Below are 14243 nucleotides of genomic sequence, written 5' to 3' on the forward strand. Positions count from 1 at the left end.
TTTCAGGATTTAACGTTCGCTGCCCACACAATGAAGTTGCATGGACAGCGAACCTACTACTGGCCTCTTCCATAACTTTCTCCGGCATGTTTATTAACTTTAAGGCGATAGGGTGCCGACAAGTTCCTATATAAGGAATTCGTCTTTGAATAACGAAAGTTATTGTCGCCTGGAACTTAGGTGCGAGCCCCGAGATACAGGCCAAGGATCAAGGCGGCCTGGGTGAAGAGCCAGGCCGCGCCCCGACTCTGCGGGTCCTGGCTGTCGTCGAAGCTCCAGCGTTGTTGCAGTTGGCCGCTGGTGGGGCAGACACGCCAGTTGGCCCGCAGGTGCGTGGCGCAGGCAGCTGTGGTGCGAGAGAAAGGCGAGCGGGCCTGGGCCTTGGGCTCAGGGCGCAGCTTGACCCGCATGGTCGCGGCAAAGGCGCGGACACCGGGCATTACAGAGGAAGTGAAGGTCATAACAGTTGCCTCGCGACCGGACTGGCTCCGGAGGAGGCAAGTTACGTTGGAGCGTCAAGCTCTAGCGCAGCTCACCCGACCGTGGAGTCGAGTCCCGTCTTGTTCAGGGTTAAGTGCCTGGCGGTGCCCGAGGGCCGCGACCAGACAGCGTCTAGATACTGTGTCCATTGGCTTCTTTGGTGAGTTGGAAAAAAGGCCGGTTTGACCGGCCCGCGCAATTTACTCAGGGTGCTGGGATGAGTCAAGTTCAAATTGCTCGGAAATCAATGATCGATGATGTTTTTTTCAGCTGAGGTTCAGGCAGGGGATAACTAACTTGTAAAGTTGCTTGTGTAAGTTGGTCGGTAAATAAAAAGTGCCCATGATCGAATAACATCATGGGCACTCAATAGTTACGAAGTTGCCAGGACCTCAATTGAGCAGGTGCTGGGAAATATCCTTGTAGGTGGCACTGTCAGTGGCGGCCATCAATTGCCGGCCATCCTTGAAGGTGCCGATGAAGGTCACCTCGTTTTCCGTGCCCGCGATCAGGTAGCCGGCCAGCGCCCCCACCGGGCCCAACAGCATGGCGCCGGCCAGGCCGTAGCCCAGTGCGTCGCGGTTGGTCACAGGGCTTTCGCTGGCGATTTCCAGGGACTTGAACGCCGATGCCTTGACGTCGACCCCGGCACTGTTGAGCACGGTCTTGAGCCTGAAGGTACCGTGCCGGTATTCACCGGTGCCTTGCAGGAAATCACCCGATAAAACCTCGATCTTTGCCATGTTGAATCATCCTTATCCAAGCATAACCAGACAGGCCATTGAGCTCGCCGTCACCGGGAGCGTCAACGGAGTTGCGATGAAGGGCACTACCACCAGTCAGCAGCCCTCGTGCATCCAGCCTCGGCCAGAGCTCCGCTGGCGATGCTGATCCAAGTCAGGGCTGTGAATGTTTGTAGCAGCCAGCCGACCAGTGCCCTGGGGCTTCCGACCAGCGGTGCGGCCAGCGATGGCAGAAGGGGACGAGCGGTATGAAGAGCCAGTGTCCGGCCATTACCTTGTGGCGATCCATGACGGTTGTATTACCCTGCGCCACTGATTGTCGTCCGCTCTCGGGTCCCTGGAGTCGCCATGCCTCGCTTCGCCGCCAACCTCAGCATGCTCTATCCGCAACACGCCTTTCTCGATCGCTTCGCCGCAGCCGCCGCCGATGGCTTTGCCGCCGTGGAATACCTGTTTCCCTATGAGCATCGCGCCGAGGAGCTCAGGCAGCGCCTGGACGACCACGGCCTGCAGCAAGTGCTGTTCAACGCACCACCGGGGGACTGGGCGGCAGGGGAGCGCGGCACGGCCTCGCTGCCCGGGCGCGAGCAGGAGTTTCGCGCAGGGTTCGCCCGGGCCCTGGAGTACGCCGCGGTGCTGGGTAATGCACGCATCCATGTGATGGCCGGGCTGCTGGCCGACGAAGGCGAGCGGGCCCGGCACCATGGGGTCTACCTGGAGAACCTGGCCCATGCCTGCGCCCGGGCCGCCGAGGCGGGCATCACGGTATTGGTGGAGCCGATCAACACCCGGGACATGCCGGGGTTTTTCCTCACCCGCCAGGACCAGGCCCAGGCCATCTGCCGCGAAGTAGGGGCCGACAATCTCAAGGTGCAGTTCGACTGCTACCACTGCCAGATCGTCGAGGGTGACGTGGCCACCAAGTTGCGCCGCGACCTGGCGGGCATCGGCCATATCCAGGTCGCCGGGGTGCCGGAGCGCCATGAACCGGACCAGGGCGAGTTGCATTACCCCTACCTGTTCCAGTGGCTGGATGAGCTGGGTTATGCCGGCTGGGTCGGTTGCGAGTACCGGCCCCGGGGCGACACCAGCGCCGGCCTGCAATGGCTGCGGGACTGGCAGGCGCGTTGATGCATTGGCCCTGGCTAGGGGCAGAAGGGGCAGTACAGGTTGTCCAGGAAGTCATCGCTGTGGATGTTCGCGTCCAGGACCTGCACCACCACCGGGCCGTGGCGCGGGCACTCCAGCACTTGCCCGGCGCCGCTGCGGGCGGGCTGTTCTGCGCTGAATTCGTTGCAGCCGCACCAGGGGCACTTTTGCAGGGGTTGTTCGTGCTGCCCGAGGATCGCCAGTGTCCAGCCGCAGCCGGTGCAGTTCAGGCGGTGAAGGGCGCGGGCAGGGGTGAAGGTGGGCATCGATGGTTCCTTGGCAGGGTACTCAGGCGCGGTTCAGCAGCCGCTTGAGCAGGCGGGTCAGCGGTTCCCGGGCCTTGCGGCTCTTGAACGGCGAAGGGATGTGTCGCAAGAAGTGCTGCCAGGGATAACCCCCCGGATCGCGCCGGGTGGACAGCAGGTAATCGTGCAGGGCCAGGGCCGACTCCCGGTGGTAGGCCCACAGCAACTGGCCCCTGTATGGCACGCCGTAATAAGCCTCGGTTGGCCAGTTCAGTGCATGCCTGGCCTGGTAATCGCAGTGCGGGCAACTGACCGAGCCATGGTCCAGGCTGTGCTGGCGGTAGCCGTGGCGCGGTTGTCGCCATTGCTCGGCGCGATAGCCCTCGGGCAGCTGTCCCAGGCTTTGCAACGGGTCGCCATGCAGGCCGGGATAGTACAGGGCGTAGTGGCGGTAGTGGCCGCAGCTGTCCTGGGGGCGCCAGTATTCCAGCAACGGATGGGCCTGGAACCAGGGCACGTCGGCCTTGCGCTCGATGCTCACCGCCACCAGGAATTCGAAGTCGGCCTGGCCTGCGCATTGGGGGCAGGCCAGTGCCAGTTGGTGGGGCATGGGGTGGTACTGATAGAGGCCGGTCATGCTCGGTTCAATCGGTCGATGTGCGTGGGCGGTCGATCTTCCAGCGCTGCTTGAGCCGTTGCAAGCTGCCATCGCGCTCCATCGCCTCCAGGGCCTGCTGCCAGCGGGCGACCTGGGCCGGGTCGACCTTGGGCGAGAAGGCGATATAGGCATCCTGGTGCATCAGCGGGATCTGGTAGCGCAGCTGTTCCAGCCCCATGCCTTGCTCGGCGGCGAAGGTGCCGACGCTCATGGTGTCGGCGACCACGTACTGCACGCGGCCGACCTGCAGCAGGCGCATCATGATTTCCGGGCTGTCCACGCCCCACAGGTTGGCCAGGCCCTGTTGCCGGAGGAAGCTGTAGACCAGCCATTTGCGCGGTACGGCGATCTGGCCTTGGGTCTGCTGCAGGTCGGCCACTGGCGTGGTGTCGCTGCTGCGACTGTAGAGCGCGGTCTCGGTCTGCATCAAAGGCCCGACCCACTGGTAGCGGGTTTCGCGCTCGGCGGTGCGCAGGATGGTGAACACCGCGGTATCGGCTTCCTCGCTGGCATCGCGCAGGGCCCGCAGCATTGGCCGTTGCTGGATCTGCACGGAGTCGCCGCTGCGTTGCGCCAGGGCCTGCACCACATCGACGCCGAAACCCGCCATGTGCTCGCCCTGCTGGAAGTGCAGCGGTGGGTGGTTGTCGGTCAGCATGCGCAGCGGCTCTGCGCTGGCCGCAAGGCTCAACAGGGACAGCATGGCTCCCAGCACCCAGTTCATCGCACACCTTGAGCACAAAAGAGCAGAGCTTAGTACGCGAGGATGCGGGCTGTCGCAGAAAATCCCAGGTATTTCCAGCTCTCGCGCCATCTGCCGGGGCGCCGGGGACAAGCCAGCACGCCAGCGTCGCCAGCGCTCGTGCCCCAGGAGTATGCTGCGCGCCATTTGCACCATGGACGCTAACCAATGCCCCGATCCTCGTTCACCTCCCTGCGGGCCGCAGGGCTGTTGTGCCTGGCCCTGGCCTGTGCCCCGACCGCCCTGGCCGCGGGCCTGGCTTGCGCCAAGGCCGCCACCGCCAGCGAAAAGGCGATTTGCGCCGATCCCTATACCTTGCAACTGGATAGCCGACTGGCCAGTGCCTGGACTACGGCCCTGGCCCAGTCCAGGGAGCCCAAGGCCCTGCGCCGGGCCCAACGCCAGTGGCTCCAGGAGCGCGATGGCTGCCAGGCCAACCTGGCCTGCCTGCGCGGCACCTACCAGAGTCGCCTGCTGGAGCTGCCTTTTGTGAATGTGCCGTTCGCCTGGCAGGGCACCTGGCAGCGGGTGTCCACCAGCCCGTACTTTGCCGGTGAGCTGTTTATCCGCCGCCTGGCCCAGGACCGCCTGGATTTCGAGATCTCCGGCATGGGCGGCGCCAACTCCGGGGCCTTGCAGGGCGAGGCGCGGATCCAGGGCAAGGAGGCGCACTATGCGGTGGAGGGTTGCAGCCTGGTTTTTCGCGCCCGCGATGGCCTGCTGGAGGTGGACCAGGAAGGCGAGTCCTATGCCTGCGGGGCGGGCAGCGGGGTGAACTACAGCGGCCGCTACGTGGCCTCCAAGGGTGAACTGAAGCTGCACTACGACCTGCTGGGCACGGCGCTGGTGCATACCGAGGAGGAAGATCGCCAGGCCCGCCTACTGCTGGGCGCTGACTACCAGACCCTGCTCGACAGCGGCTCGGTGTTCATCGAACAGCATTCGGCCGAGCTGCCAGACGCCCAGGTCACCCAGATGTGGCTGCGCGGGGTGGCGAATACCAATGCCGCGATCTTCCTGCGTGGGCCGCAGGGCCAGCTGTGGACCGCCATGCTGGTGGTGCAGGGGCCTGCGGACGAGGTGCGGGTGCGCTACTACAGCAACGTGCCGGAGTGGAAGCACAGCCTGCCGGACGTGGTGCAGGCGTGGTACGAAGAGCGCACCAAGGGCAAGCGCCTGGCGCTGGACATGATGCCCTGACCCGGCGCCCTGGAATTTACGCGTCGGGATGCTGAAGCCTGTTCGCGCAACTGCTAGAGTCTCGCCCCTGGCAGGCGGGGACACCCGGTCCTGGCGGACAAATTCCAGCGGTTGGTGACGCGAAGCCCGCGAGAGCGTCTACGACTTGTGCAAGTGACACTGCCGCCGCCGTCATCGGCGCCTGGCACATTTGAAATTGGGAGAATCTGTATGGTCATCAAACCCCGCGTTCGCGGCTTTATCTGTGTGACGACCCACCCGGTCGGCTGTGAGGCCAACGTCAAGCAACAGATCGATTACGTCACCCAGCAGGGCGCCATCGACGCAGGGCCGAAGAACGTACTGGTCCTCGGCGCTTCCACCGGCTATGGCCTGGCTGCGCGGATCACTGCAGCCTTCGGCTGTGGCGCCAATACCCTGGGCGTGTTCTTCGAGCGCGGCAGCGTCGACGGCAAGCTGGGCACCGCCGGCTGGTACAACAGCGCGGCGTTCCACAAGTTCGCCGAAGAAAAGGGCCTGTACGCCAAGAGCATCAACGGCGACGCCTTCTCCGATGCGGTCAAGGCCGAAACCATCGAGACCATCAAGCGCGACCTGGGCAAGATCGACCTGGTGGTCTACAGCCTGGCCGCCCCGCGCCGCACCCACCCCAAGACCGGTGAAGTGCTGAGCTCGACCCTCAAGCCCCTGGGCAAGTCCGTGACCCTGCGCGGCGTCGACACCGACAAGGAAATCGTCAAGGAAACCACCCTGCAACCTGCGACCCAGGAAGAGATCGACGGCACCGTGGCGGTCATGGGTGGCGAAGACTGGCAGATGTGGATCGATGCCCTGCACGAGGCCGGCGTCCTGGCCGAAGGCGCCAAGACCACCGCCTTCACCTACCTGGGCGAGAAGCTGACCCACGACATCTACTGGAACGGCTCCATCGGCGAAGCCAAGAAGGACCTGGACCAGAAGGTCATCGGCATTCGCAAGGAACTCTCGGACCTGGGCGGCGATGCCCGGGTATCGGTGCTCAAGGCCGTGGTGACCCAGGCCAGCTCGGCAATCCCGATCATGCCGCTGTACCTGTCGCTGCTGTTCAAGGTGATGAAGGAGCAGGGCAGCCACGAAGGTTGCATCGAGCAGGTCTACGGCCTGTACAAGGACAGCCTGTACAACCCGAACCCGATCATCGACGAAGAAGGCCGCCTGCGCGCCGACTACAAGGAGCTGCAACCTGAGGTCCAGGACCGCGTGAAGCAGCTGTGGGACGAAGTCACCAGCGAGAACCTGTACCAGCTGACCGACTTCGCCGGCTACAAGCAGGAGTTCCTGCGCCTGTTCGGTTTCGAGATCGACGGTGTCGACTACGAAGCCGATGTCGATCCGGACGTGAAGATCGACAAGCTGGTCCAGCTGTAACCGCACTGCCCGCGTGACCCAACGCCCCTCCATCGTGAGGGGCGTTGTCGTTCATGGCTCAGGCCAGCTTCACGTTCATGGTGATCTGCGCGGTGAACACCGCTTGCTCCTGGCCATCGAAGGCCGTCACCGCCACCACCTTGTCCCCGGCGCTGGACCAGTCCACCGCGCTGCCGTCGGCCACTGCCCGGATATCGCCCTTGGCCTTGGCCAGGTAGGCCACGGTCATGCCCTTGGGAATCCACCGCGCACCGGCGGGAATCGACACATCGGTCATGACCCCGGCCGCCAGTTCGGCGGCATTGCACAGGGCGATGGCGTGCACCGTACCCAGGTGGTTGGTGATTTCCCGGCGAAACGGCACCCGCACCTGGCAGTGGCCGGCCTGTAACTCATCGATCAAGGGCGTGATGCTGGAGAAGTAGGGCGCCATCTGGCAGGCCATCTGGGTGAATTTTTCCGCCCCGGCGGCGTTGAACATGCTCAGAACCTGGCTCATGGAAATGCCTCGCTGTGGTAGGGGGAACAGGTTTTACAGAATAATATTCTGTAAAAGAACAATATTCGGTAAAAAGAAAACCTGTCAAGCTATGAGCCTTGGCAGGCCGTTGAACAACGTAGGCGAGGCAGTCAGCGCAAGGCAAAAACAGGCGAAAAGCGCAGTTTACGAGTGGTAAATGAGCATTTTGACCGGGCTGGCGCACCAGCTTGTTTTTAACGCAGCGAGGGCAACGCAGGTAGTTTTCAAACGGCCTGTTAGGCTCGTGCCTGCCCCATCCATTGACCCTGCAAGGAGCCAGATCCCCCATGCCGGATACCGATCTGCTGGAACGCTGCTACCCGGGCCGTCGCGCCGAACTCAAGCGCACCATCCTCCAGCAGGCCCTGGGCTGCTTTAACCGGCTGGGCCTGGAGGCCACCACCATCGAGATGATTCGTGCCGAATGCGAGACCAGCGTCGGCGCCATCTATCACCACTTCACTCACAAGGAAGGCCTGGTCGCCGCGCTGTTCTTCACCGCCCTGGACGACCAGGCGCAATTGCGCGACAGCTACCTGGCCCAGGCGCAGACCCTGGAGCAGGGCGTCCAGGCCCTGGTGCACAGCTATGTGGATTGGGTCGACGCCCAGCCGGAGTGGGCGCGGTTCCAGTTCCATGCACGCTTTGCCGTGACCCGTGGGCCCTTCAGTGAGGAGTTGGCCGAGCGCAACCGCACGCGCAACCGCAGCTTGCTGGAGTGGCTCAAGGCGCGTTCGGCGTCGGACGCTTTGCCGGCCATCCCGGCCGAACTGCTACCGTCGTTGATCATCGGCCAGGCCGAGAGCTATTGCCGGGCCTGGTTGTCCGGGCGGGTCCAGGGGCGTCCCCGCGAGTACCGCGAGCACTTGGCCGCTGCGGCCTGGCGCTCCCTCGCCGGCCTGTAGCAGGCGCAAGTGCGCAAGATTGTTCAAGCCAGGACCGGCAGTAGCTGGCACAGTCCGGGTCCATCATTTGCGTGCGGGGTTCCATGTCCAGCGTTCTTCTACCGCGCGCCGCCTTCATCCGCGGCGCCATCGCCATCGTGCCCTTGTCCCTGGCCACCGCGCCCTGGGGCTTGCTGGCCGGTTCCATGGCCATCGAGGCCAATCTCTCGCCGTTGCAGGCCCAGGGCCTGTCGGGCATCGTGTTCGCCGGTGCCGCGCAGCTGGTGGCCATCGGCATGCTAAAGGGCGGGGCGGGGATCTTCTCGATCCTGCTGACCACCTTGCTGCTCACCTCCCAGCACCTGCTGTATGGCATGAGCATGCGGTCGGTGATCGCGCCGTTGCCGGGGCGCTGGCGCCTGGGCCTGGGCTTTCTGCTCACCGACGAGCTGTTCGCCCTCACCAGCGCCCACGACAAGCAGCAGTTCGACCGCTGGTATGCCCTGGGCGTGGGCCTGACCTTCTACGTGGCCTGGAACCTGTTCACCCTGCTGGGCATCGTGCTCGGCAAGAGCATTCCGGGGCTTGAACACCTGGGGCTGGACTTCTCCATCGCCGCCACCTTCATCGCCTTGATCACCCCCCTGGTGCGCAATGTGCCGACCGTGGTCTGCGTCGCGGTGTCGTTGTTCTGCTCGGTGCTGTTGAGCTACTGGCAGTGGGGCTCGGCCCTGGTGATCTCGGGCCTGGCGGGCATGACCGCGGGTTTTGTCTGCAACAAGCTGTATCGGGGGCGCGCATGATGGTCTGGGCAGTGATTTTCGGCATGGGCCTGCTGGTCTTCCTCAACCGCTACGTGTTCCTCGAACCGCGCCTGCCGCTGCGCTTGAGCAGCAATGCGCGGCAGTTCCTCGGTTTCGCCGTGCCGGGCATGCTCACTGCGATCTGCGGGCCGATCGTGTTCATGCCCGAGCACCAGTTGAACCTGCGGCTGGACAACCCCTATCTGCTCAGCTCCCTGGTGGCCATCGTGCTGGTGATCTACACCCGCAACACCTTGCTCAGCATGCTGTTGAGCATGGGCTTCTTTTTTCTCTTGCGCTGGTGGCTGTAGCGGCCGATTGCGGTAGCCTGGGCACCTTTGGGCCCAGGCGGCCCACCCACCGCAACGGAAGCACTGGATGAGCGAATTTCCCCATGATATCGACCTGGACCAGTTCTGGGGCCAGGATGATCCCGCCAAGCGCCTGCCACCTCCCAGCGACCAGCTGATCGCCGAACTGCAAGAGGAACTGGGTTACCGCTTCCCCGATTCCTATGTGGCCTTCATGCGCCTGCGCAATGGCGGGCGGCCCGAGCTCACCTGTTTCCCGGTGGAGCAGGGCACCTCCTGGGCCGAGGATCATTGTGCTATCGACTCGTTCCTGGCCATCTCCCGCGAGGGTGGCGACAGTCTGGGCGGACCCTCCGGCAGCCGTTTCATGATCGAGGACTGGGGCTATCCGGACCTGGGGATCTACATCTGCGACTGCCCGTCCGCCGGGCACGACATGGTGGCCCTGGACTACAGCGAGTGCGGGCCGCAAGGTGAGCCGCGAGTGGTGCACGTGGACCAGGAGGGCGACTACGAGGTGACCGTCCTGGCCCCTGACTTCGAGACCTTCGTCCGTGGCCTGGTGTCCTGGGAGGTCTACGACACCTCCGAGCAGGACTACCTGGATGACCTGGACAAGGTGGCCAATGCCGAGTTCTCGCCGATGCTGGCCGAGCTGCTGGAACACTTCGCCCAGGTGCCGGACCTGGGCCTGCGCATCCGCCACATCGCCCTGGGCATCGTCCAGGACAAGCGCTACTTCGCCCTGCATGCCGACCCGCTGTCGCAACTGCTGTATGACCTGCAGTTCTGGCTGTACCAGGAACGCCACGGGGTCATCGGCAAGCAGCAGTACCTGCAGGACTACCGCGAGATGATCGCCTTCGCCAAGGGCTTCGGTAGCGGTGGCTACGCCCCTGACTTCATCAACGACTGGTGGCGGGCACGGATGGCCGGCGGCCAGTTGCTCCAGGTCGGTGGTGGTTTTGCCTTCAGCGCCGAATACCGCCAGCACCTGCTCGCGCAGCTGGCTGGCTTTCCCGCCACCCCCCTTGATCTCCAGGAGCAACCATGAGCGAGGCCTCGATCCGCATCACCGGCGAGCAGACCCTCTCCGACAACTGGTATGTGCTGAAGAAATACAGCTTCGAGCTGCGTCGCCGCGACGGCAGCTGGCAGGCCCAGACCCGCGAGGTCTATGACCGCGGCAACGGCGCCACCATCTTGCTGTACAACCTGGAGCGGCGCACGGTGCTGCTGACCCGGCAGTTCCGCATGCCGGCCTATGTCAATGATCATGACGGCTACCTGATAGAGACCGCCGCCGGGCTGCTGGACAACGCCAGCCCCGAGGTGCGCATCCGCCAGGAAGCCGAGGAAGAAACCGGCTACCGGGTCGGCGAGGTGCAGAAGGTCTTCGACGCCTTCATGAGCCCCGGCTCGGTAACCGAGCGCGTGCATTTCTTCATCGCCCGCTACCAGGCCGATGACCGGATCGACGACGGCGGCGGCCTGGAGCACGAAGGCGAGGACATCGAGGTCCTGGAACTGGACATCGACCAGGCCCTGGGCATGATCCACAGCGGGGAAATCGCCGACGGCAAGACCATCATGCTCCTGCAGTACTTGCAGTTGCATGTGCTCAAGCCCCGCAGCCTGATGGTGCTGGTGGCCGGTCCTTACCGTTCCGGCACCGGTGATGACCCGACGCAGCTGGCGCGCAACGTCGAGGCCATGGAGCAGTGTGCGGCGCAGGTGCTGGCCGCCGGGCATTTTCCGCTGCTGGGGGAGTGGGTGGCCCTGCCCATGACGCGCCTGGCCGGCTCCACGGCAGTGGGCGATGAAGTCTACGAAGCGCAGTTCCATGCCTATGCCGAGCGCCTGTTGCAGCGCTGCGATGCGGTGTTGCGGATTGGCGGGCCATCGGCCGGCTGCGACGCCATGCTCGAGCAGGCCCGACGCCAGGGCCTGGCCATCTATCACGGGGTGGAACAACTGCCGGTACTGGCCATCCCATCCCCGGCCTGAGTGCCGCGGCCGTCAGGCCACCAAGCCGGTGCGTACCCGGGTCGAGACCGGGTACCGCTGGCATTTCTGCCGTCGGGTCATGTCATCGGCGTGGTGCGTTGCCAACGCCTGGCGGGAAAATACTGTCTATCGTCTATAGGCAAGCGGGAGCTTCGTCGAAAGCCGCGTGTGAACCGCAGGGACGCGCCGGTCGATTGATCGCCATGGCACCTGGAGCACTATGGAAAACCACGGTCCTGTTCTGCCCCAAGGGTCCAGCCCCTCCAACCAGGCGCTGACCCGGGTCACCTTGTTCGGTTGCTGCGGATTATTGCTGGCGCTGTTCCTGTTTACCGCGATGTTGCTGGTGTACATCGCCCTCGAACAGAACCACAGCGCCGAGCAGCACAACCGACTGGATATCGACAAGGCCCTGCAAACCCTCGCCAGCAGCACCCGTACCACGCTCAAGGACTATGCCCTGTGGGGCGACGCCTACCAGAACCTGCACCTGAAGGTCGATATCGACTGGGCGTTCACTCGGCAGAACTTCGGTCCGACCCTGTACCGCGATCTAGGCTTCGATGCCGTGTTTGTGATCGATGCCCACGGCGCCACCTCCTATGCCCTGGTGGCTGGCCAACTGGCTGCGGTGGACGCACGGACCTGGCTGGGCCAGCAACTCGCGACGCTGGTGGAGCAGACCCGCCTGACGCCTGCGGGCAATCCGGTCAGTCGCTACGTGTCCATTGGCGGCACCCCGGCCCTGGTGGCCGCCGATGTGCTGAGCCCGGGTAACGATCCCGAGGTGCGCGCCGATGCCGGGCCACAATCGGTGGTGATCTTCGTGGCCCGTCTGGACCCGCCGCGCTTGCTGGCGCTGGGCAAGGGCCTGGATATCGAGCGACTGCAAGTGGCCGGTGGCACGCCAGCTTCGGGCCTGCCGCAACTGGTCTTGCCCGATGGCGCCGGCGCCTTGCAGTGGCAACCTTCGCAGCCCGGCCACCAACTGCTGGTGCTGGTGATGCCCCTGCTCTTGCTGGCCGGGCTGCTGGTGGGGGCGATGGCTGCCGTCCTGTTGCGCCGGGCAGCGCTGGCGGCCCGGGTCATGGACCAGCAGATGCATGCACTGCAAGCCGGGCGTGCGGCGTTGGCGGCCAGCGAAGCTCGCTTTCGCGACGTCGCCGAGGCCGCGTCCGACTGGATCTGGGAAGTCGACGCGCATTTGCGTTTCACCTACTTGTCCGAGCGTTTCCAGGCGGTTACCGGGCTCTCTCGGGAGGCGACCCTGGGCCAGTCCCTGGATGATTTGCTCAGCAGCGAGCAAGGCGGGTTGTCCCCATGGCTGGCGCAACCGGAGCGTCGCTCCCGGGAGGTGTTGCAGTGCACCTACCTGGATGGCAGCCGGCAGTCGCGGATTTGCCGCCTGTCCCTGCGGGCCATGCCGGGCGGCGGCTACCGCGGCACCGCCAGCGACATCACCGAGGAGGTCATGGCCCGGCGGCGGGTCGAGTACCTGTCGCAGCACGACACCCTGACCGGGCTGGCCAACCGCACGCGCATGCAGGAGTTCCTGGAGGGCAAGCTGTTGCTTTCGCCGCCGCTGCGCGAGCCACTGCTGATGCTCAGCGTCGACCTGGACCGCTTCAAGCCGGTGAACGACCTGCTGGGCCACGGGGCCGGCGACCAGGTGCTGCACGAGGTGTCCCGGCGCCTGTGTCGCTGCTTGCGCAGTGAGGACCTGGTGGCCCGGGTCGGTGGCGACGAATTCGTGCTGGTGGTGCCCGGGCATGTGGCCCAGGTGGAGATCGAGGGCTTGTGCCGGCGAGTGATCGAGCAGATCGAGGCGCCGTTCTACGTGGCCGGCCACGAGGTCTTCATCAGCGCCAGCATCGGCATCGCCCGGGCCCCGGCGGATGCGCTGCAGGCCGATGAGCTGCTGCGCCTGGCCGATATCGCCCTTTACGAGGCCAAGGCCGCAGGTCGCAGCACCTGGCGCTTCTATGCCTCGCAGATGAATGCCCGGATCGTCGAGCGCCGGCGCCTGGAACAGGACTTGCGCCAGGCCATCGAGCAAGACCAGTTGCTGTTGCAGTTCCAGCCGCGCTACCGGCTGGTCGGGCGGCAACTGGTGGGGGCCGAGGCCCAGGTGCGCTGGCAGCACCCGCAGCACGGGCTGCTGGGGCCAGAGGTGTTCGTGCCGATCGCCGAGGACAGCGGGCTGATCCTGCCGCTGAGCAACTGGGTGCTGCATGCCGCCTGCAAGACGGCGCAGGCGTGGCCCGAACCGCTGCGGATCGCGGTCAAGGTCTCGGCCTCGGAATTCCAGCGGGCCAAGCTGGTGCCGCGGATCAAGGCTGTGCTCGAACACAGCGGCCTGGCGCCCGAGCGCCTGGAGCTTGAGATGACCGACAAGCTGCTGCTGGACGATCGCCGCCAGGTGCTGGAGGTCATGCGTGGGCTCAAGGCCCTGGGCGTGAACCTGCTGATGGACGACTTCGGCAGTGGTCACTGGGCGTTGCAGCACCTGCAGAACCTGCCCCTGGACGGCTTGAAGGTCGATCGCAGCTTCGTTTCCGCGTTGGTCGACAACCCGGCCGGCCGCTCCATCGTCCAGGCGGTCATCGACCTGGGGCATGCGCTGTCGTTGCGGGTCATTGCCGAAGGCGTGGCAAGCGCCGAGCAGTTCGAGATATTGCGTCAGGTCCGCTGTGATGAAGTGCAGGGGCCGTTCCTGGCCGGGCCGCTGGCGGCGGAGGGTTTGTCGACGCTGCTCGCCGAGTTGCCGGCCAACGCCGATCCGACCCCCTGAACCCCCTTGCCCCCCTGAACCTGGTCATGACAGCTCCAAGCGCCTGTCGATCTGGCGTCTGTAGATCGCGCTCGGGCATTTTCCAGATCACCAGCCCAGGTGGTGTCGGCTTGAAGGCTGGACGGGTGAAATAGGTGTGGGTGAGGCGTGCAATTCGCCGTGGTTGCGCACGGGTATCCGTGGCGTTACAGCCATGCGTTCGGAGGATCTGGCTGGTATCTTGGCGCGCCGGCGCTGGCCGGCGATCCGGGGACGCTGCGGCGCACCTGTCATGTTCCTGCAACGCCTGCGTGCCAATAAGAA

The 14243-nt window shown here is 64.8% G+C and carries 15 protein-coding genes; 9 read left to right on the top strand and 6 right to left on the bottom strand.

The window, feature by feature from the left end; translation table 11 throughout:
• Nucleotides 1-176: 176 nt before the first annotated feature.
• Both C4K39_RS13535 and C4K39_RS13540 read right to left on the bottom strand, forming a co-directional pair.
• Complete coding sequence (locus C4K39_RS13535) at nt 177-461, bottom strand: hypothetical protein (RefSeq protein ID WP_031321607.1); 285 nt, start codon at nt 459-461, stop codon at nt 177-179.
• A 411-nt stretch (nt 462-872) separates the two neighbouring features.
• On the bottom strand, nt 873-1223 hold the full coding sequence (locus tag C4K39_RS13540) for a hypothetical protein (RefSeq protein ID WP_068586709.1): 351 nt from the start codon (nt 1221-1223) through the stop codon (nt 873-875).
• Between the two features lie 348 nt (nt 1224-1571).
• Here C4K39_RS13540 and otnI point away from each other — a divergent pair, with 348 nt between their 5' ends.
• Entirely contained in the window at nt 1572-2354 is a 783-nt protein-coding gene (gene otnI / locus C4K39_RS13545; RefSeq protein WP_068586712.1) for a 2-oxo-tetronate isomerase, read from the top strand.
• 14 nt (nt 2355-2368) lie between these two features.
• Here the strand turns inward: otnI and C4K39_RS13550 are convergent, their stop codons facing one another.
• From C4K39_RS13550 to C4K39_RS13560, 3 genes are read right to left on the bottom strand one after another with little or no spacing between them, the layout of a single operon-like run.
• On the bottom strand, nt 2369-2638 hold the full coding sequence (locus C4K39_RS13550) for a zinc ribbon-containing protein (protein WP_022644069.1): 270 nt from the start codon (nt 2636-2638) through the stop codon (nt 2369-2371).
• A 22-nt stretch (nt 2639-2660) separates the two neighbouring features.
• Entirely contained in the window at nt 2661-3254 is a 594-nt protein-coding gene (locus tag C4K39_RS13555; protein WP_068586717.1) for a hypothetical protein, read from the bottom strand.
• Nucleotides 3255-3261: 7 nt separating this feature from the next.
• The gene (locus C4K39_RS13560) at nt 3262-3999 is read right to left on the bottom strand and encodes a substrate-binding periplasmic protein (RefSeq protein WP_178083962.1); all 738 of its coding nucleotides are present in this window, start codon (nt 3997-3999) and stop codon (nt 3262-3264) included.
• A 186-nt stretch (nt 4000-4185) separates the two neighbouring features.
• On the opposite strand from C4K39_RS13560, the gene C4K39_RS13565 reads away from it, so the two are divergent.
• Both C4K39_RS13565 and fabV read left to right on the top strand, forming a co-directional pair.
• Nucleotides 4186-5217: a lysozyme inhibitor LprI family protein gene (locus C4K39_RS13565; RefSeq protein ID WP_124346660.1), complete on the top strand. Its 1032-nt coding sequence runs from the start codon at nt 4186-4188 to the stop codon at nt 5215-5217.
• Nucleotides 5218-5427: 210 nt separating this feature from the next.
• Nucleotides 5428-6624: an enoyl-ACP reductase FabV gene (gene fabV, locus C4K39_RS13570; protein WP_124346661.1), complete on the top strand. Its 1197-nt coding sequence runs from the start codon at nt 5428-5430 to the stop codon at nt 6622-6624.
• 58 nt (nt 6625-6682) lie between these two features.
• On the opposite strand, the gene C4K39_RS13575 is transcribed toward fabV, so the two are convergent.
• On the bottom strand, nt 6683-7123 hold the full coding sequence (locus tag C4K39_RS13575) for a hotdog fold domain-containing protein (protein WP_068586723.1): 441 nt from the start codon (nt 7121-7123) through the stop codon (nt 6683-6685).
• A 308-nt stretch (nt 7124-7431) separates the two neighbouring features.
• On the opposite strand from C4K39_RS13575, the gene C4K39_RS13580 reads away from it, so the two are divergent.
• The 6 genes from C4K39_RS13580 (at nt 7432) to C4K39_RS13605 (ending at nt 13940) form a co-directional block, all read left to right on the top strand.
• Nucleotides 7432-8049 (top strand): TetR/AcrR family transcriptional regulator, encoded by a 618-nt coding sequence (locus C4K39_RS13580; RefSeq protein ID WP_124346662.1) that lies wholly within the window; start codon nt 7432-7434, stop codon nt 8047-8049.
• 83 nt (nt 8050-8132) lie between these two features.
• Nucleotides 8133-8831 (top strand): AzlC family ABC transporter permease, encoded by a 699-nt coding sequence (locus C4K39_RS13585; protein WP_022644076.1) that lies wholly within the window; start codon nt 8133-8135, stop codon nt 8829-8831.
• Complete coding sequence (locus C4K39_RS13590; protein WP_164485051.1) at nt 8831-9142, top strand: AzlD domain-containing protein; 312 nt, start codon at nt 8831-8833, stop codon at nt 9140-9142. The genes C4K39_RS13585 and C4K39_RS13590 overlap by 1 nt, the downstream gene beginning before the upstream one ends.
• Before the next feature lie 67 nt (nt 9143-9209).
• Nucleotides 9210-10196 carry an SMI1/KNR4 family protein gene (locus C4K39_RS13595; RefSeq protein WP_068586728.1) on the top strand — a complete coding sequence of 329 codons (987 nt, stop codon included), beginning with the start codon at nt 9210-9212 and terminating at the stop codon, nt 10194-10196.
• The gene (gene nudK, locus C4K39_RS13600) at nt 10193-11149 is read left to right on the top strand and encodes a GDP-mannose pyrophosphatase NudK (RefSeq protein ID WP_124346663.1); all 957 of its coding nucleotides are present in this window, start codon (nt 10193-10195) and stop codon (nt 11147-11149) included. The genes C4K39_RS13595 and nudK overlap by 4 nt, the downstream gene beginning before the upstream one ends.
• A gap of 220 nt (nt 11150-11369) precedes the next feature.
• A complete protein-coding gene (locus C4K39_RS13605) occupies nt 11370-13940 on the top strand; it encodes a bifunctional diguanylate cyclase/phosphodiesterase (protein ID WP_124346664.1) in 2571 nt (856 codons plus the stop codon).
• Nucleotides 13941-14243: the final 303 nt, after the last annotated feature.

Source organism: Pseudomonas sessilinigenes (assembly GCF_003850565.1).
GTDB classification, from domain to species: domain Bacteria; phylum Pseudomonadota; class Gammaproteobacteria; order Pseudomonadales; family Pseudomonadaceae; genus Aquipseudomonas; species Aquipseudomonas sessilinigenes.